Annotated in this window: 16 protein-coding genes; 5 read left to right on the top strand and 11 right to left on the bottom strand. The window is 72.6% G+C overall.

Annotation, left to right across the window (positions count from 1 at the left end; translation table 11 throughout):
- Positions 1–4: 4 nt before the first annotated feature.
- From KVA01_RS06885 to dinB, 8 genes are all read right to left on the bottom strand, one after another.
- Positions 5–1,480, bottom strand: a complete 1,476-nt coding sequence (locus KVA01_RS06885) for a UDP-N-acetylmuramoyl-tripeptide--D-alanyl-D-alanine ligase (RefSeq protein ID WP_068467087.1) — start codon at positions 1,478–1,480, stop codon at positions 5–7.
- Positions 1,477–3,120, bottom strand: coding sequence for a UDP-N-acetylmuramoyl-L-alanyl-D-glutamate--2,6-diaminopimelate ligase (locus KVA01_RS06880; RefSeq protein ID WP_068467085.1), 1,644 nt, complete (start codon positions 3,118–3,120; stop codon positions 1,477–1,479). Before KVA01_RS06880 ends, KVA01_RS06885 begins: the two co-directional genes overlap by 4 nt.
- A gap of 96 nt (positions 3,121–3,216) precedes the next feature.
- Positions 3,217–5,070, bottom strand: coding sequence for a peptidoglycan D,D-transpeptidase FtsI family protein (locus tag KVA01_RS06875; protein ID WP_231860531.1), 1,854 nt, complete (start codon positions 5,068–5,070; stop codon positions 3,217–3,219).
- Between the two features lie 81 nt (positions 5,071–5,151).
- Positions 5,152–5,766: a cell division protein FtsL gene (gene ftsL / locus KVA01_RS06870; protein ID WP_068467081.1), complete on the bottom strand. Its 615-nt coding sequence runs from the start codon at positions 5,764–5,766 to the stop codon at positions 5,152–5,154.
- Positions 5,763–6,746 (bottom strand): 16S rRNA (cytosine(1402)-N(4))-methyltransferase RsmH, encoded by a 984-nt coding sequence (gene rsmH / locus KVA01_RS06865; RefSeq protein WP_082810176.1) that lies wholly within the window; start codon positions 6,744–6,746, stop codon positions 5,763–5,765. The genes ftsL and rsmH overlap by 4 nt, the downstream gene beginning before the upstream one ends.
- A gap of 208 nt (positions 6,747–6,954) precedes the next feature.
- Positions 6,955–7,386, bottom strand: coding sequence for a division/cell wall cluster transcriptional repressor MraZ (gene mraZ / locus KVA01_RS06860; RefSeq protein ID WP_068467117.1), 432 nt, complete (start codon positions 7,384–7,386; stop codon positions 6,955–6,957).
- Positions 7,387–7,662: 276 nt separating this feature from the next.
- Positions 7,663–8,064: an SCO2097 family morphological protein gene (locus tag KVA01_RS06855; RefSeq protein WP_068467080.1), complete on the bottom strand. Its 402-nt coding sequence runs from the start codon at positions 8,062–8,064 to the stop codon at positions 7,663–7,665.
- Positions 8,065–8,117: 53 nt separating this feature from the next.
- Positions 8,118–9,356 carry a DNA polymerase IV gene (gene dinB, locus KVA01_RS06850; RefSeq protein ID WP_068467078.1) on the bottom strand — a complete coding sequence of 413 codons (1,239 nt, stop codon included), beginning with the start codon at positions 9,354–9,356 and terminating at the stop codon, positions 8,118–8,120.
- A gap of 195 nt (positions 9,357–9,551) precedes the next feature.
- Between dinB and KVA01_RS06845 the strand changes: the two genes are divergently transcribed.
- Positions 9,552–10,661 carry a polyprenyl synthetase family protein gene (locus KVA01_RS06845; protein WP_068467076.1) on the top strand — a complete coding sequence of 370 codons (1,110 nt, stop codon included), beginning with the start codon at positions 9,552–9,554 and terminating at the stop codon, positions 10,659–10,661.
- A gap of 21 nt (positions 10,662–10,682) precedes the next feature.
- Here the strand turns inward: KVA01_RS06845 and KVA01_RS06840 are convergent, their stop codons facing one another.
- The gene (locus KVA01_RS06840) at positions 10,683–11,075 is read right to left on the bottom strand and encodes an Rv2175c family DNA-binding protein (protein WP_082810175.1); all 393 of its coding nucleotides are present in this window, start codon (positions 11,073–11,075) and stop codon (positions 10,683–10,685) included.
- A 140-nt stretch (positions 11,076–11,215) separates the two neighbouring features.
- Between KVA01_RS06840 and KVA01_RS06835 the strand changes: the two genes are divergently transcribed.
- Positions 11,216–12,376 carry a LysM peptidoglycan-binding domain-containing protein gene (locus KVA01_RS06835; protein ID WP_068467074.1) on the top strand — a complete coding sequence of 387 codons (1,161 nt, stop codon included), beginning with the start codon at positions 11,216–11,218 and terminating at the stop codon, positions 12,374–12,376.
- Positions 12,366–14,177 (top strand): Stk1 family PASTA domain-containing Ser/Thr kinase, encoded by a 1,812-nt coding sequence (gene pknB / locus KVA01_RS06830; protein WP_068467072.1) that lies wholly within the window; start codon positions 12,366–12,368, stop codon positions 14,175–14,177. The genes KVA01_RS06835 and pknB overlap by 11 nt, the downstream gene beginning before the upstream one ends.
- Before the next feature lie 154 nt (positions 14,178–14,331).
- Here pknB and KVA01_RS06825 read toward each other — a convergent pair whose 3' ends face one another.
- Together KVA01_RS06825 and KVA01_RS06820 are read right to left on the bottom strand one after the other, a co-directional pair.
- A complete protein-coding gene (locus KVA01_RS06825; RefSeq protein ID WP_068467071.1) occupies positions 14,332–15,723 on the bottom strand; it encodes a class II 3-deoxy-7-phosphoheptulonate synthase in 1,392 nt (463 codons plus the stop codon).
- A gap of 9 nt (positions 15,724–15,732) precedes the next feature.
- Complete coding sequence (locus KVA01_RS06820; protein WP_068467069.1) at positions 15,733–16,587, bottom strand: lysophospholipid acyltransferase family protein; 855 nt, start codon at positions 16,585–16,587, stop codon at positions 15,733–15,735.
- A 139-nt stretch (positions 16,588–16,726) separates the two neighbouring features.
- On the opposite strand from KVA01_RS06820, the gene KVA01_RS06815 reads away from it, so the two are divergent.
- Both KVA01_RS06815 and KVA01_RS06810 read left to right on the top strand, forming a co-directional pair.
- Entirely contained in the window at positions 16,727–17,518 is a 792-nt protein-coding gene (locus KVA01_RS06815) for an alpha/beta hydrolase (protein ID WP_068467113.1), read from the top strand.
- The gene (locus KVA01_RS06810) at positions 17,515–17,949 is read left to right on the top strand and encodes a UbiA prenyltransferase family protein (RefSeq protein WP_068467067.1); all 435 of its coding nucleotides are present in this window, start codon (positions 17,515–17,517) and stop codon (positions 17,947–17,949) included. Before KVA01_RS06815 ends, KVA01_RS06810 begins: the two co-directional genes overlap by 4 nt.
- Positions 17,950–18,021: the final 72 nt, after the last annotated feature.

Here is an 18,021-nt window from a genome sequence, read left to right as displayed (position 1 = left end):
CGATTCAGCCCTCCTTGTCGGTGGTGTCGGTTGCCGCGGCCGCGATCCGGTCGCCCAGGTGGTTCAGCCCGGCGGCGTTGGAGGACTTCAGCAGCACGATGTCCCCGGGGCGCAGCTCCCGCGCGAGGTACTCCTCGGCGTGCTCGACGTCCGGGACCCAGGCGGCCTCCTCACCCCACGAGCCCTCGAGGGTCGCGGCGGTGTAGACCGGGCGGGCGACGTCGCCCACGGCCACCACGTGCGAGATGTTCATCCGCACGAGCAGCTGGCCGAGGTCCGCGTGAGCCTGGACGGACTCGTCGCCGAGCTCGAACATGCCCCCGAGCACCGCGATGGTGCGCCGCGCGGGGTGCTCGGCGTCCCCGCGGCCCAGCTGGGCCAGGGTCTGCAGGGCAGCCTTCATGGACTGCGGGTTGGCGTTGTAGGCGTCGTTGATGACCGTGACGCCGTCTGCCCGCTCCGTGCGCTCCATGCGCCAGCGGGACCGGGCGCCGCCCTTGAGCCCCGCCGCGATCCGTGCGGGGTCGACCCCGGCCGCCCAGGCGACCGCCGCCGCGGCGAGCAGGTTGGTCACGTGGTGCACGCCGATCAGCCGCGACCGCACCGGGTGGGCGGAGCCTTCCGGGAGGTGCAGGGTGAACGCCGGGCAGCCGTCCGCGCCCGCGGTGACGTCCTCGGCCCAGACCCGGGGATCGCCCGTGGCGGGGTCGTGGGCCTCGGGGCCCTGACCGAAGGACACGATCTGCGCCACGGTGCGCTCGCGCATGGCACGCACGCGGGCGTCGTCGTCGTTGAGCACGGCGGTGCCCTCCGGGGACAGGGCCTCGACCATCTCCCCCTTGGCGCGCGCGATGTTCTCGACGCCGCCGAACTCGCCCGCGTGCGCGGAGCCCACGCACAGCACCGCGCCCACGTCCGGGCGCACCATCTCGCACAGGTAGCGGATGTTGCCGATGTGCGTGGCGCCCATCTCGACCACGACGTACTCGGTCTCCTCCGTGGCGGTGAAGATCGTGAGTGGGACCCCAACCTCCCCGTTGTAGGAGTTGCGCGGGGCCACCGTGGGTCCCTGCGCGCTGAAGATGCCGTGCAGCAGGTCCTTGGTGGTGGTCTTGCCCACCGATCCGGTGACCGCCACGACCGTGACGGCGTGGTCCGCGCGCAGCTGCTCGAGCACGTGGGAAGCCAGCGCCCCCATGGCGAGCACGACGTCCTCGACGACCACCGACGGGTAGGGCGTGCCGGACTCGTCCGTGACCTCGCGCTCGGTGAGGTTCAGCACGGCCCCGGCCTGCGCGGCCTGCGGCACGAAGCGGTGGCCGTCCGTGGCCTCACCGGGCTTGGCGACGAACAGCGTGCCGTCCGTGACCTCGCGGGAATCGGTCGTCACCGAGGTGACCGTCACGGCGGTGGGCTCGGGCACGCCCACGAGCGTGCCGTGGACGGCCTCTGCCACCTGTGCGGCGGTGATGGCTATCATTTCTGCTCCTTCGTGTGCGCGTGCAGCGCCTCCAGTGCGTTCCGCAGCTCCACGCGGTCATCCAGCGGGACGTTCACGCCGTTGACGTCCTGGGCGGTCTCGTGCCCGCGCCCGGCCACGATGATCGCGTCCTCCGGCCGCGCCATGCGCACCGCGGTGTGGATCGCGGTGGCGCGGGGCTCCACGACCAGCACGTCCGTGGCGCGCGCGCCGTCGGCGACGGCCTCGCGGGCACCGGCGGCGACCTGCTCGCGGATGGGTCCCGGGTCCTCGCCGTGGGGGTCGTCGTCCGTGACGATCACGACGTCCGCCTCCTCGGCGGCCACACGACCCATGATCGGACGCTTGGTGGTGTCCCGCTGGCCGGTGGCGCCGAAGACCACGATCACACGGCCCTCGCCGTTCTCGGGCCGCACGGAGCGCAGGACACGCACGAGCGCGTCCGGGTTGTGGGCGAAGTCCACGAGGGACGTGGGCGCGGTGCCCACCAGCTGCATGCGCCCGGGGACACTCGTGGTCAGCGGGTCGTGCTCGTCGAGCGCGCGCTGCAGGGTCTCCAGGGGCACTCCGGAGTCCAGCACCATGAGCACGGCCAGTGCCGCGTTGGCCACGTTGAACTCTCCCGGCAGGCCCGTGTGCACGCGCAGCTCCCGGCCGTCGGCGTGCGTCAGCGTGAACGCCGTGCCAATCCCCCGCCGCTCGAGCGAGCGCAGGGTCCAGTCCGCGGCGTCGGCGTCCTCGCCGGAGTCGCTGCCGCGCAGGGCCACGGTCGAGACGCGCTCCGTCCCCAGGTTCTCGCGGGCGCGCTGCGCCATCGCGGCGCCCCAGGGGTCCTCCTCGGAGAGCACGACGACGGCGCGGCGCGTGCGGTCCGCGGTGAACAGCTGCGCCTTGGCCTCGAAGTACTCCGCCATGGAGCCGTGCAGGTCCAGGTGGTCCTGGGTCAGGTTGGTGAAGCCGGCGACGTCGTAGCGCACGCCGTCCACGCGGTGGAACTCCAGCGCGTGGGAGGAGACCTCCATGCCGGTGGCCGTGATGCCGCGCTCACGCATCAGCGCGAGCAGCGAGTGCACGTGCGGCGCCTCCGGCGTGGTGAGGTGCGACGGGATCGGCGTGTCGCCGGCGAGGATCTCGATGGTGCCGATCAGCCCGGTGGTGTGTCCCAGCGCCCGCAGCACCGACGTGATGAAGTACGTGGTGGTCGTCTTGCCGTTGGTGCCCGTGACCGCGAAGAGCTCCTGGCCGGAGCCGTCCGCGGGCTGCGAGTCGTAGACCGCGCGCGCCACGGGACCGACCCACGCCCGGGGGTCCGCGCACACGAGCACCGGCAGGTCCGTGCCCGCCCCCGCGAGAAGCCGTGCGCCCTCGGGGTCGGTGAGGACGGCCACAGCACCGGCCGCGGCGGCGTCGGCCGCGAAGCGCGCCCCGTGCACCCGCGCACCGGGCAGCGCCGCGTAGAGGTCACCGGGCTGCACCTCGCGCGAGTTCAGCACCACACCGGTCACCGGCTCGGCCGCACCCGAACGGGCGGGGACGGACTCGGCCCCCGTGAGCGCCGCGAGCTCCGCCACGGTGTGGGAGACGGGACGGGAGGGACGCATGCTCTGCGCGTCGCCCCCCTCGTGGGCAGATGTCGCCATGGAAGTCCTTCTCGAAACTGGCTGCGAACGGTCCCCGCTCACCCGGGCCGGCACGTCACCGGAAGATGTGCACGCTGTGTGCTCCTGCATGGGAGTTTAGCCCTGGGACTCGTCCCTGCTCGGTTCGGGCCAGGTCTGCTCGAGGGCGTTCTCCGGGGTCACGTCCCGCTTGATGTTCTCCGGGACCTGCATGTCGAACCTCGGGCCCTCGGTGGTGGAGGGTGCCACGTTGTAGTGGTGGAGCACCTGGGACATGATCGTGGAGAACGTGGAGGTGACCCCGACCGTGTGGACGTCGCCCTGGGGGCGCTGCATGGTCACGGCCACCAGGTACTGCGGATCCTCCATGGGCGCCACGCCCACGAACGAGGTCGTGTAGCCGTCGTAGCCGCCGTTGTCGCTCGGGGCCTCGGCCGTGCCCGTCTTGCCGCCCACGCGGTAGCCCGGCACGGCGGCCTCCTTGGCACCGCCCTGGGTCACCACGTTCTCCATCACGTCCAGCGTGTCCTGGGCCGCGGACTCAGAGAGCACCTGCTTGGGTTCGGGGCTCTGCGGGGTGCTCACGGTGCCGTCCGCCGCCGTGACGGAGTTCACGATGCGCGGCTCGATCTGACGGCCCTTGTTGGCCACGGCCTGGAAGATCGAGGCCGTGCGAAGCGGGGTCTGGGAGACGCCCTGGCCGAAGAGCACTGTGTACTCCTGGCGGGCGTCCCACTGGTCCGCGGGAGCGAGGATGCCGGTGGACTCGCCGGGCAGCTCGATGCCCGTGGCCTGGCCCACCCCGAAGTTCGCGAGGTTGTCGTGCCGGGTCTGTTTGTCCATCTTGGAGCCCATGATCACCGTTCCCGTGTTCATGGAGTCCCCGATGATGCCCGCGACCGTGCGGTTCTGCGCCGGGTGGTCGAACGCGTCCGTGATCTTCTCCGAGCCGATCTGCAGGTAGGAGGGCACCGTGATCTGGGTGGACGGGGTCACGATCCCCCGGTCCAGCGCACCGGCGAGTGTGGCGATCTTCTCGGTGGAGCCCGGCTCCACCGACTGCGTCACCGCGCGCACCCCGAGGTCCTCCGCCTTGGCCTCCCCGGGTGCGTTCGGATCCACGGAGGAGGTGTCCGCCAGCGCCAGCACCTTTCCGGTCTTCACGTCCATCACGACGGCCGTGCCCCACTCTGCCTTCAGGGCCTTGGCGCGCTCGCGCACCGCCTGCTCGGCGAAGAACTGCACGTCGCTGTCCAGGGAGAGCTGCACGTCCGAGCCGTTCTGGGCGGCCTTCTGCTCCTGCGGGGCCACGGGGATGCGCACGCCGTCGCCCGAGATCTCGAAGCGCCGCTCGCCGTCCGTGCCGCGCAGCGCGGAGTCCTGGGTCTGCTCGATGCCGCCCAGCGCCTGGCTGTCCCCGCCGAGGAAGCCCACCACCGAGCCGCCCAGGGAGCCGTTCGGGTAGCTGCGCTGGAACGTGGGCTGGCCGTAGATGTAGGGCAGGTTCAGCTCCCGCAGCTTGTTGTACTGCTCGGGGGTCACGCCGCGGGCCACATAGTTGAAGGTCTTGTCGCCGTCCAGTGCCTTCTTGACGTCGGTGTCGCTCATGCCCAGGGCGTCGGCGATCTTGTACACCGCCTGGGTGGGGGTCACGGTCTGGGTGGAGCCGTCCGTGCTGGGGACGTCCACCGAGGTGACCGCCGTCTGGTCCACCGTGATGTCGTAGCGCTGCAGTGTGCGGGCGAGCACCGTGCCCCGGGAGTCGGTGATCTCACCGCGCACCGCCGGGATCGGTTCCACCAGGGTGCGCTGCTGCGCGGCGGCCTCCGCGCGTCCGGTCGGGTCGAGTCCCTGGACCCAGAAGAGCTTGCCCACCACCAGCAGCAGCAGCACCAGCAGGACGGCGATGCCCACCTGCATGCGCGAGTACGGCCGGAACAGACGGTTCCTGCGCGGTGTGGATGATGACACGGTCTTCCTCGTTTCCTGGACTCCGGCGCGGTGCGGCTCCCTCCGACGGCTGGTGGACACGGGCCCGGCGGGCCCCCTGCGCTACTGGCCCGGGGCGCGCTGCGACGGCGCCGGGATCGACCCGCCGTTGAGGTCGCGGGCGTCGTCCGCCTTCTGGGCGGCCTCGCGCTCGGCGGTCTTCTTGTCCGCCTCCTCCTTGGCGCGCTTCTCCGCGCGCTCCTCGGCGGCGGCCCGGTTCTTCTCCGCGGCGTCGGAGCCCTTCATCTTGGCCGGCGGCACCAGGATGTTCTGGCTGTCGGTCTTCTCGGCGACGGCGGACGGCGCGGTGACGCTGCCCGAGGCCAGGTCCACGCTGCCCACCTCCTTGGCGCTGACCATCCCGAGGTCGTTGGCGCGCGCGGCGAGGTTCTGGGGTGCCGAGTTCGCCTCGATGTCCTGGGTCAGGGCCTCGTTCTCCTGGGAGAGCGCACGCTCCTGCCCGGTGAGGTCGGTGAGCTCGTACTGGCCTTGCGTGATCTGGATGTTCAGCAGCAGGATGCCGACCAGCGCCGCGGCGAGCGCGAGGGCACACATCACGCCGGTGGACACCCGGCTGCGGCCGCCGGCGCGGCGAGGGACCACCGAGAGCGGTCTGCGGTGGCCGACGCCTGATCCCGGGGGGAACTCGTCGGGGGCGGTGCTCGCCGCGCTGCTCATCGGACGCTCCCGGGGGTCGTGGTCTCACGGAGCTTCTCGACGGCCCGCAACCTCGCCGAGGCCGCCCGCGGGTTGCTCTCGGTCTCGTCCTGCGCGGCCCGCTCGGCGCCCCGGGTGAGGACGGTCAGCGTGGGCCGGTGCTCGGGCAGCTCCACGGGAAAACCTCTGGGGGCCGTGGAGCGGGCGCCACGGGCGAACTCCTGCTTCACAATTCTGTCCTCCAGGGAGTGGTAGCTCATGGCGACGACACGCCCTCCCACCCTGACAGTTTCCACGGCCGCGGGGACCGCCCGCTCCAGGACGTCGAGCTCCTCGTTGACCTCGATCCGCAGCGCCTGGAAGGTCTGCTTCGCGGGGTGGCCCTTCTTGTGCTGGGCGGCGGCGGGCACGGCGGAGCGGACGACGTCGACCAGCTGGGCAGTGGTGCGCAGCGGCTCCTCGGCGCGGGCGGCCACGATGGCGCGCGCGATGCGCGGCGCGAAGCGGTCCTCGCCCCACCGGTAGATGATGTCCCGCAGCTCGGACTCGTCGTACTCGTTGACCACGGTGTACGCAGAGAGCTCCGCACGGGAGTCCATGCGCATGTCCAGGGGCGCGTCGAAGGAGTAGGCGAAGCCGCGCTCGCGCTCGTCGAGCTGCAGGGAGGAGACGCCCAGGTCGAAGAGGATGCCGTCCACGCGCTCCACCCCGGCGAGGGCCGCGGCGTCCGCGACGTGGTCGTAGGTGGTGTGCAGTGCCTGGAAGCGGTCCCCGAAGCGGGCGAGCCGCCCACCGGCCAGTTCCAGCGCCTGGGGGTCGCGGTCGATGCCGACGACGCGCAGGGCGGGGAAGCGTTCGAGCATGGCCTGCGTGTGACCGCCCATGCCGAGCGTCGCATCCACCACGACGGGCTCCGGGGTCTCCAGCGCCGGGGCCAGCAGGTCCAGGCAGCGCTGCAGCATCACGGGGATGTGCCGTTGCTCGGCGGGGGTGTCGTCCATGCCGGGCTCCTGGTCCGTCGCGGGTGTTACCTGGGGGTGGGCCCGGCCGCGCGGCGCCGAACGGCTGCCGGTCACCAGATCCCCCTCCGCCGCTCGTCCCCCGAATCCGGCCTGACTCGGGGGAAGTCGAGTCAGGACGGTGACGTGGGCGGCTGGAGATCTCATGACCGGCAACGCGCGGAGCACGTGCCCGGGTGGCCCCCGGTCCCTAGAAGAGCCCGGGGATGACCTCGTCCTCCGTGTCGGAGAAGGCCGCTTCCTTCTCCGCGAGGTACTGCTGCCATGCGGTCGCATCCCAGATCTCGGCGCGGCTGCCCGCCCCGATCACCGCCAGCTCCCGGTCCAGGCCCGCGTACGAGCGCAGGGACGCGGGAATGGTGATGCGACCTTGCTTGTCCGGGATCTCGTCCGAGGCCCCGGAGAGAAAAACGCGGATGTAATCCCTGGCCTGCTTCGACGACAGCGGTGCCGCTCGCATCTGCTCGTGCACCCTGGCGAACTCCTCCGCGCTGAACACGTACAGGCAGCGTTCCTGCCCGCGTGTCAGCACGAGTCCGTCCGCCAGTTCAGCCCGAAACTTGGCCGGAAGGATCAGCCGTGCCTTGTCATCCAGACGCGGCTCGTATGTTCCGAGAAACATCGCCACCGCCTTCGGATAAAGGCCAGCCCGACCCTCGCTTCTCTACCGTCCTCCACTTTACTCCACTCCCCTCCCCCGTCAACGCAGATCCGCTCCACCTCCCTGCGCCGTGGCGTGCGCAGCCCCCGCTCCTGTGCGGCGCGGGCCCGCTCTGCGAGCCCGGAAAACCGGGGCTGACAAGGGGGGGAGAACGCGACGAACCCCCCGGCAGTGTGCCGGGGGGTTCGTGGTGAACGTGGTGCGGACCGGCGGGCCCGACGTGTCGTGGGGCGGTGCTCAGCGCCCGCCCTGGTTGCGCCTGTCCCACTTCTCCTCGAGGTTCTGGAGGAAAGTGGAGGACTTCCGGGGCCCGGCGGAGTCACCACGGGGAGCGCGCGGCGCGCGGCGCTGGGAATCGAAGTCCCCGGGAGCAGCCTTGCTCCGCAGCGTGGCCACGTACGCACCGCCGGCCATGACGGCGAACCCGAGCACCCCGACGACGATCAGGTGGGTGGAGACACCGGCCAGCAGGACGCCCAGTCCCACGACGGCGATGACCACTCCCAGCACGACGTTGCGCATGGAACCGCGACCCCGCACCGACTCGGTGTGCATGCTGGATGCAAAGCGGGGGTCGTCTTCGTGCAGCTGCTTCTCGAGCTGGGCGAGAAGCTGCTGTTCGTGCTCGGAGAGCGGCACGATTCCTCCTGTGGGGTTGAGAGTGCGAGGTGTCCCCCGGTGCCGGGCGACCCTCACGTGTCGTCCAGAATATCCCGTGCCGGGCGGTTTGGCACCGTGGGTCCCATGAGTCTGGCGGGGCGCACGGTGCCGGGACCGAATTTGCTATGCACGCGGTCCATGGCCTCCTCCGCGGAACCCCACTCGGCCTCGCGCCCGTCGAGGCTCAGCTGCAGCGCGTGCTCGCTGCCCGTGAGCTTCTCCGCGCGCACGCCGAGCAGCCGCACGGGCTGGGGACGCGGGCCCACCGCGTCCAGCAGCGCGCAGGCCTCCGTGTAGAGGTCGTGGGCGGAAGTCACCGGGTGGCCGAGCGTGTGGGAGCGGCTGATGGTGGTGAAGTCCGCGTAGCGCAGCTTCAGGCCCACGCGCCCCGCACGCAGGCCGTGCCGGCGCAGCCTCGCGGCGGTGTCGTGGGCGAGGCCCAGCAGCACGCGCTTCAGGGCGGCGGTGTCCGCGACGTCGCGCTCGAACGTCCGCTCCGCACCGAGGCTCTTCTCCTCGCGCACCGGTGTGACGGGGCGGGGGTCGTGGCCGTTGGCCAGCTGGTGGAGGTGGCTGCCCACCGCGGTCCCCACGAGCGAGTGCAGCCGCGGCAGCGGTGTCCGGGCGATGTCACCCACCGTGGGAAGTCCCGCCGCCTGCAGGGTCTCCGCGGTGCGCCGGCCCACGCCCCACAGCTTGTTCACGGGCAGTCCTGCGAGGAACGCCAGGGTATGTTCCGGCGCCACCACCAGCAGACCGTCCGGTTTGCAGTACGCGGAGGCGATCTTGGCGACCGTCTTGTTCTCCGCCACACCCACCGAGGCCGTGAGTCCCGTGCGCTCCTGGATCTCACGCCGCAGCCGCCGGGCGATCGCCACCGGGGGCCCGCAGCGGCGGATCGCACCGGAGACGTCCACGAACGCCTCGTCCACGCTCAGCTGCTCCACGCGGTCCGTGACCGAGCGGAAGATGTCCATGACGATCCGCGAGTAGTGGGTGTAGGCCTCGCGGTGGGGCTCGAGCACCACGGCGGAGGGGCAGCGGGCGCGGGCCTGCATGAGCGGCATGGCGGAGTGCACGCCGAACTCGCGGGCCTCGTAGGAGGCGGAGAGCACCACGGAGCGGGGACCGGAGCCCGCGACGATCACGGGACGGCCCCGGTGCTGAGGAGCGCTCAGCAGCTCGACCCCCACGTAGAACATGTCCATGTCCACGTGCAGGATCGCGCAGCGCCGGTACTCGGCGAGCTGCTGCGCACTCGGTCCCGCCATGCTCCGCGCCTCCCCCGGTTCTCGTCTCCCGCGCACCACGGCGTGCCCCGCGTCCGAGCCCCCACGATAGGCGCCGACTCCGACACGCACAGCGGGGGTGGGCCGCTAGGCTGGACGGGCGCGGAAGGCCCCGCGCGACGTCGTCCGCGCCGAGACCGCGGGCCCCGACCCACCGAAGCAGAGGTGCAGCGCCGCATGACCCCCACCGACGCGTCCGCGACCGCAGCGGCCCAGGACCGCGAGTTCTCCGAGCGCCTGGACTCCCGGCTGCGCACGTTCTTCGCGGCCGAGCGCGAGCAGGTCACGGGGATCTCCCCCGCCGCCACGGACCTCGTGGTCGCCATCGAGCGGCTCACCCGGGGCGGCAAGAGGCTGCGGGCCCGGTTGTGCCACTGGGGGTGGCGCGCCGCGGGTGGCCCGGCGGACGCCTCCGCGCCGGTGGTCGCCGCCGCCGCCCTCGAACTCTTCCAGAGCGCCGCGCTGATCCACGACGACATCCTGGACCGCTCCGACACCCGCCGCGGCAGCCCGAGCGTGCACCGGGTCTTCGAGGCCCTGCACCGTGACTCCGCGTGGGCCGCGGACGCCGAGCACTTCGGCGTGAGCGCCGCCGTGCTGACCGGGGACATGAGCCTCTCCTTCGCGGAGCAGCTGTTCGCCGGGGCCGCCGCGGAGGTTCCCGCCCCGGCCGCCGCGCGCGCCCGGCAGCTGTTCTCGACCATGAACACCGAGGTCATGGTGGGCCAGTACCTGGACGTCCACGCGGAGGTCGCACCCGCCCCGGAGGACCCCCGGGAGCAGCTGGAACGGGCCATGACGGTGCTGCGCTACAAGTCCGCCAAGTACTCGGTGGAGCACCCGGTGACCATCGGTGCCGCGCTCGCCGGGGCCTCGCCCGAGTTCCTGCAGCGGTGCTCCGCGTTCGCCCTGCCCCTGGGTGAGGCGTTCCAGCTGCGCGACGACGTCCTGGGGGTCTTCGGCGACCCGGAGACCACGGGCAAGCCCGCCGGGGACGACATCCGCGAGGGCAAACGCACCGCGCTGATCGCCCTGTGCGCCGCCGGCAGCGCACCGGAGCAGGTCACCTGGCTGGAGTCGGTGCTGGGCCGACCGGACCTCTCCGAGCAGGAGGTCTCCCGGGCGCGGGAACTGATCCGCTCCAGCGGCGCGCAGCACCGCTCGGAGGAGCTCATCGCATCCCTCGTGAGCGCGTCGGACGACGCCCTGGACGCCCTGGAGACCGACGACGTGAGCCGCGCGGGGCTGCGCCGTCTGGCGGACGCGGCAGTGCGGCGCACGCGCTGAGGGCGGCCGGCCGGGAGCGGGCTACCAGCCGAGGGCCTGTGCCCGCCGGCGCACCTCGGTCTTCTGACCGCGCCGCAGGGCGTCGATGGGGCGACCGGGGAGGGACTCGTCCTCGGTGAACAGCCAGCGGATGGCCTGCGCGTCCGTGAACGCGGCATCCCGCAGCACGGCGATCGTGCCCTTGAGGGAGTCCAGGGGGTGGCCGTCCTCCAGGAACTCGCCGGGCACCACGCGCACCCGGTCCTCCGGGCGGCGCACCTCGAGCAGCGCACCCGCGTCCATGAGCCGGTGCACCTTGGTGACCTGCACGTCCATGGCCTCGGCGATGTCCGGCAGGTAGGTCCACTCGCCCACGAGGGTGTCGAGTTCGGAGAATTCCTCGGGTGTCAGATCCGTTGCATAGTTCACGCCCACTACTCTGCCACGCCCCACTGACGTGCTCACACACCCTGGGAGGGGTGGAGAGGGTCGGGTAATCTGGGGGCATCCGCGTTGCGCGCGAGTGCGCTGCGGTGGCCCCCTTCTTCCCCCACACCGAGGCAGGAATCCCGATCATGCCGGTTGAGCCGCCCCACGACCGCCCCTCCCCGCGTCCCGCCTGGGGGCGCCGCGCCGCGCAGGGTTCGGCCGCCGCGCTGGCGGCCCTGACCGCGCTGGGCACGGTGGGCACCGCTCACGCCGCGCCCGCCGCCCCGCACAGCATCCACGCCTCCCAGGAGACCGGCGCCTCGTCCCTGACCGTGCGCCCCGGGGACTCGCTGTGGTCCATCGCGACCAGCCACGGCGTCACGGTCGCGGACCTCGTGCGGACCAACGACCTCCCGGCCCACGGCATGCTGCGCCCCGGCCAGCGGCTGTCCCTCCCCACCGCCGAGCGCGCGGGCACCGCCGCGCCCCGTCCGGAGCAGAGCGCCGCCCGGACCGCCGGGAACGACGCCGCCCGCGGCACCTCCGCGCGCCCCGCCGCCGCGCCGTCATCGGACGCCCCCGCCGCGCGCCACACCGTGGTTGCCGGCGACACCCTCTGGGACCTCGCCCTGCGCCACGGTGTGAGCGTTGCGGAGCTGGCGGCGGCCAACGACCTCGCACCCGGCGCCGGACTGCGCCCGGGACAGAAGCTCACCGTGCCCGCCGCCGCTGACGGCGGGGTGACGGCGTCGCCGACGGCGGAGAAGTCCACGGACGCGAGCCGGACCTCGCAGGGCGGCGCCGCGGGCTCCCCCACCCACGACGCCACGAAGGACACACCGCGCGGCTACCCCGACGCCGTCGTGGCCTCCGCCGCCGAGCACCGCGCCCAGCTCGCGGCCCGCAGCCACCCCTCCCCGGACGCGGTGCGGGAGCTGGTGCGCGGCACCGCCACCGAGATGGGCGTGGACCCCGCCCTCGCGCTCGCCCACGCCTCGCAGGAGTCGGGCTTCCGGCAGGGAGTCGTCTCGGACGCGGACGCCGTGGGCACCATGCAGGTGATCCCCTCCGCCGGGCAGTGGGCCTCAGAGTTGGTCGGGCGCGACCTCGACCTGCTGGACGCCCGGGACAACGTGACCGCCGGCGTGGCGATCATCCGCGAGCTGCAGGACAGGGCGCCCAGCAAGAACGTGGGCATCGCCGCCTACTACCAGGGTCTGCACGGCGTCCGGACCTACGGTATGTACCCGGACACGAAGGCGTACGTGAAAGCCGTGAGCGCACAGGAACGGAACTTTGCCCAGTAGCAGCACGCACGACCCCCGCGAGGGGACCCGGCTCGAGGACCGCTACACGGTCCTGCGCAGGATCGCGCGCGGCGGCTCCGCGACCGTGTACGAGGGCCTGGACGAGCGGCTCGACCGCCCGGTGGCCCTGAAGATCATGCACCCTCACCTCGCGGACGACTCCTCCTTCGTGCGGCGTGCCCAGCGCGAGGCCAGGTCCGCGGCCCGGCTGCAGCACCCCGACGTGGTCGCGGTCCTCGACCAGGGGCACACCCCGGACGGCGTCCTCTACCTCGCGCTCGAGTACGTGGGCGGGCCCACCCTGCGGGACGTGATCTCCCGCGAGTCCCCGATGACCGCGCGCCGCACCCTAGACCTGCTGATCCCCGTGCTGCGCGGCCTCGCCCAGGCCCACCGGATCGGGCTGATCCACCGGGACGTCAAGCCCGAGAACGTGCTGCTCACCGAGGACGGCCAGGTCAAGGTCGCGGACTTTGGGCTGATGCGCGCCGTGGACGAGCACACCGCGAGCACCACCGTGCTCGGCACGGTGGGCTACGCCGCACCCGAGCTCGTGGGCGACGGCCCCGTGGACCAGCGCAGCGACGTCTACGCCGTGGGCATCATGGCCTACGAGATGCTCACCGGTTCCCGGCCCTACACCGGCACCGCGCTGCAGGTCGTCAACGCGCACGTGAGCCGCGACGTCCCCGCTCCCAGCAGCGCGGTCCCCGGGGTGCCGCCCGCCCTCGACGAGTTCGTGCTGCGGGCCACCGCCCGGGACGCCGCCCGCCGACCCGCCGACGCCGCCGCCCTCCTGGACCTCGCGCTCGCCGTGCGCCGCTCGCTGCCCGCGCCCCACGACCCGCCCTCCCTGGCGGAGGCGCCCACCGAGGCGTTCGGGCGTACCGGGCGGTGGAGCGCTTCCACCGACGACGCCGCGACCGTCGCCATGGCCTCACAGGGGCAGGACCCGGACGCCACCCGCGTGATGGGCACCCACCGGACCGGGGACCGGGCCGCCGCCATCCTGCCGCACCTGGACGGGGAGACCACGTCCATGACCGGGGCGCAGTCCGCGGCCGGTCCTCTGACCGGCTCCACCGCGCGCCGGGCCCCCGAGGTCCCGCGCGTGCACCTGAACCCGGTGCTCTCGCCGCTGCACGTGGGCGTGGCCCTGATCCTCTTCGCGCTGCTGCTCACCGTGGCCGGGTTCCTCGGCTGGTGGCTGGGCTCCGCCCCGGGCTCCGCCACCGCGACCGTTCCCGGCGTGGCCGGTCAGGACACCGCGAGTGCCGAGCGCGCACTCAACGCCGCGGGCATCTCCAACGTGGGGGTCCGCTCCACCACGAGCCGGGACGCCCCGGAGGGCACCGTGATCTCCACGGACCCGGGCGAGTCGAGCACCGTGAGCGGGATCGAGCAGGTTAACCTGCTGGTCTCCGAGGGCCCCGCCCGTGTGGACGTCCCCGCCCTGACCGGGATGGCCGCCGACGCCGCCCGCAGCGCGGTCACGGACGCGGGCCTCGCGGTGGGGACGGTGGGTCGCACGTACTCCACGCAGGCCGTGGACACCGTGCTCTCCCAGTCCCCCGCCGCAGGAGCGAGCGTGGGCGAGGGCACGGCCGTGGACCTGACCGTGGCCGCGGACACCCCGCAGGGCGCGCCGCCCAACGTGGTGGGCCAGGACGAGGGCGAGGCCCGTTCCACGCTGGAGTCCCAGGGCTACACGGTGGAGGTCGCCACGCCCGTGGGCTCGCACCTGCACCGCGTGGTGCGACAGCGCGAGGAGGGCACCACCGTCTTACTCACGGTCCTCTGAACCCAGCTCCGGCCCGCACCGTCCCCCACGATGCACCTCGCCCTGCCCCACCACGGCACGTCGTGCGCTCCCAGGACGCACACCGCCCCGGCAGCCTGCCCGTGAAGAGCGGTGCCGGGGCGGTTCTACGTGTCGAGCGCGGAACGGGTCCGTCTCAGTCCTGGCTGGAGAGGTACTCCGCCACGAGGAACGCGATCTCCAGGGACTGCATGTGGTTCAGCCGCGGGTCGCACAGCGTCTCGTAGCGCTCCGCGAACGCGGACTCGTCCACGGGATCCGCGCCGCCCAGGCACTCCGCGACGTCGTCGCCGGTCATCTCCACGTGGATGCCGCCGGGGAAGCTGCCCAGCTCGCGGTGCACCTCGAAGAAGCCGCGCACCTCATCCATGACGTCGTCGAAGCGGCGGGTCTTGTACCCGGAGGGCAGGGAGACCGTGTTGCCGTGCATGGGGTCCGTGACCCACACGGGCTTCGCGCCGGCCTCCTGGACCGCCTTGATGACCGGGGGCAGCTTCTCGCGGATGTTCTTGGCACCCATGCGGGTGATGAACGTGAGGCGGCCGGGCTCGCGGTCGGGGTCCAGCGTGTCGATCAGGCGCAGGGCGTCCTCGCCGGTGGTGCCCGGGCCGAGCTTCACGCCGATCGGGTTGCGCAGCCGCGAGAGCAGGTCCACGTGGGCGCCGTCGAGATCGCGCGTGCGCTCCCCGATCCACAGGAAGTGGGCGGAGGTGCCGTAGGGCAGGTCCGTGCGGGAGTCGATGCGCGTGAGGGCCCGCTCGTAGTCGAGCAGCAGCGCCTCGTGGCCGGCGAAGAATTCCGTGGTGCGCAGGGCGTCGAAGTCCGCGCCGCACGCCGCCATGAACTTCACGGCGTGGTCGATCTCGCGCGCCATGCTCTCGTAGCGGGCGTAGGCCGGATTGGCCGCGAAGCCCATGTTCCACTGGTGCATGCGGCGCAGGTCCGCGAACCCGCCCTGCGTGAACGCCCGGATCAGGTTCAGCGTGGCCGAGGACGTGTGGTAGCCCTGCAGCATGCGGTTGGGGTCGTGCGCGCGGGACTCCTCCGTGAAGTCGAAGCCGTTGACCATCTCGCCGCGGAACGAGGGCAACGTGACGCCGTCCCGGGTCTCCTCGTTGGAGGAGCGCGGCTTGGAGAACTGCCCGGCCATGCGGCCCATCTTCACCACGGGCATCGAGGCACCGTAGGTGAGGACCACGGCCATCTGCAGCAGGGTGCGCACGCGGCCCGAGATCTTGTCCGCCGTGGCGCCCGCGAAGGTCTCGGCGCAGTCGCCGCCCTGCAGGAAGAACGCCTCGCCGTTGGCCACCTGGGCCAGCCGGTCCCGCAACCGGTCCATCTCGCCGGCAAAGACGAGCGGGGGGACCGTGCTGAGCTCCTCGATGCACCGCGTGAAGTCCGGGTGCTGCGCCCACTGCGGATGCTGACCGATGGTCTTCTCGCGCCACTCGTCCAGTCCGGGATAGTCGGCCGCGCGCAGGGACGAGGCCGGGGATCGGAACTGTTCAGGCAGGGTCAGGGAACTCATGCGCACAGTCTAGGCGGTTCGGTCCGGGCCCTGCTCGTCGGGCGTGTCGTGTGAACGGCCGCGCAGCTTCGCGCCGAGCGCCCCGGCCTGCTGGGACACGGCGTCCGTCACGGCGCGCCCCTTCTCCCGGGTGGCCTCGGCGACGTCGCGCGCCTGCTCGGCGAGCGCCTCGGACTTCTGCTCGGCGAGCCGACGTTTGTGGTCCGCGGCGTAGCCCTCGGCCCGTTCCTGACCGGAGAGCTGCTGGATGGCGGCCATAATCTCGTCCGTGACGCGGCGCAGGGTCGCGTGGTCCCCGTGCTGGGACATCAGGTGGGAGAAGTCCATGGGCTCGCCGAAGACGGTGGTGATCCTGGCCCGGCGCGGGTCCGGGAACCGAGATCCCAGGGGCTGCATGCGGTCGGTGCCGATCATCGCCACGGGGATGACGGGCGCCCCGGTCTCGAGTGCGAGTCGGGCCACCCCGATCTTGCCGCGGTAGAGCCTGCCGTCCGGGGAGCGGGTGCCCTCCGGGTAGATGCCCACGAGCTTGCCCTCCGCGAGCGCCTGGCCCCCGGCGCTGAGCGACTGCGCGCTGGCGCGGCCACCGCGGCGGTCCATGGGGATCTGATTGATGGCCCGGAAGAACCACGCCACGATGCGCCCGCGCAGCCCCGGGGTGGTGAAGTACTCGGACTTGGCCAGGAAGTAGACCTGCCGGGGCACGGCCACGGGCATGAAGATGGCGTCCGGAACGGAGAGGTGGTTGCTCGCCAGGATGGCCGGCCCCTCCGACGGGACGTTGTCGAGGCCCACCACGGTGGGCCGGCAGACGAGGTTGACCACGGGCGCCACCACGTAGGTCCGCAGGAACATGTACACCATCAGGGGAAGCCTTTCGTGGGCGCGTGCCGCTGGGAAGCGGTGCCCGGTCCGTCGTCGTCGCCGTGGGCGGTGTCCGTGCGCGGCCCGCCACCGGTCAATTCTGTCACGGGCCCCGCGGGTGGCTGGCACAATGGGCGCCATGTCATCGGATCTGGCGAACCACGGCCCCCTGCTCCTGCCCGGCACCTCGTCCGTGGGGGTGCTGGTGCTGCACGGCTTCACCTCCACCACCGCGTCCGTGGCGCAGTGGGCGCGGGCGATCCACGACGCCGTCGACGACGCCGGGGCCCACCCGGGCGTGCGCGTCCCGCTGCTGCCGGGGCACGGCACGCAGTGGCAGGACCTCGCGGAGCAGCCGTGGCAGGCGTGGCGGGACGCCGTGGACGAGGAGTACTGGGCCCTGCGGGCGCAGCACGATCACGTGGTGGTGTGCGGTCTGTCAATGGGCGGCGCCCTGGCCCTGCACACCGCAGCGCGCCGGGAGGTCTCCGGCGTGCTGCTGGTGAACCCGGCCCTGGCGCTCGTGAACCGGATGGCGCGGTTCAGCCACCTGGCCGCCGCCGCGGTGCCTTCGCTCGAGGGGATCGGCAGCGACATCAAGCAGCCCACCGGACTGGAGTCCACCTACGACCGCACCCCTCTGGCCGCCGTGGCCCAGCTCAACGTGCTCATGCACCGCACAGTGCGGATGCTGCCCGCCGTGACCGCACCCGCCGTCGTCTTCCGCTCGGACGAGGACCACGTGGTCTCCGGGGCGTCCGCGGCCCTGCTGGCCGCACGCAGCGGCAGCGAGGTGCTGGTGGTGCCGCTGCACGAGAGCTACCACGTGGCCACGCTGGACCACGACGCGCCGCTGATCGAGGCGCAGTCCCGCGAGGCCGTGCAGCGGCTGTCCCGCGGCGGGCGCTTCCTCCCCGGGGAGGCTTCGTGAACCGGCCCGGGGCCTCCGACGACCCGTTCGAGAGCATCATCCGCGCCAACACGTGGGACGACGTCCCGCGCGACGGCGAGGACCTGGACCCCTGGGCCGAGGACATCGAGTGGGAGCCCCGCGAGCAGCCCGCGGAGGAGGTTCCGGTCGAGCTCGCCGCCTCCGCGGGAGACGCCGCTGTCGAGGACGACGAACGCTACGACCCCGATCCCGGGCCCGTGACGAGCGGCGTCTCCCCCGCCATGCTGCGGGCTCTGGGCGTGATCCTCGCGGTGCTCGTCATCATGGCAGGCCTCGCGCTGCTGCCCGGTCCGCTGCCCGCGCTCGTGTGGGTGGCCGGGATCGTGGGGATCGTCGCGGGGCTGTTCCTCGTCTTCCGCGCGCTGCCGGAGGACTCCCCCGCGGGCAACGACGACGGCGCCGTCGTCTAGGGCGCGTCCCGCCCACCGCACGCCCCGAGTGAGGCGGAACACAGAGTAGGCTGAGACCCGATCTCACCAGGA

The sequence above is a fragment of the Kocuria varians genome (assembly GCF_006539885.1).
GTDB classification, from domain to species: domain Bacteria; phylum Actinomycetota; class Actinomycetes; order Actinomycetales; family Micrococcaceae; genus Kocuria; species Kocuria varians.
This window is presented reverse-complemented; position numbering and strand designations above follow the sequence as displayed.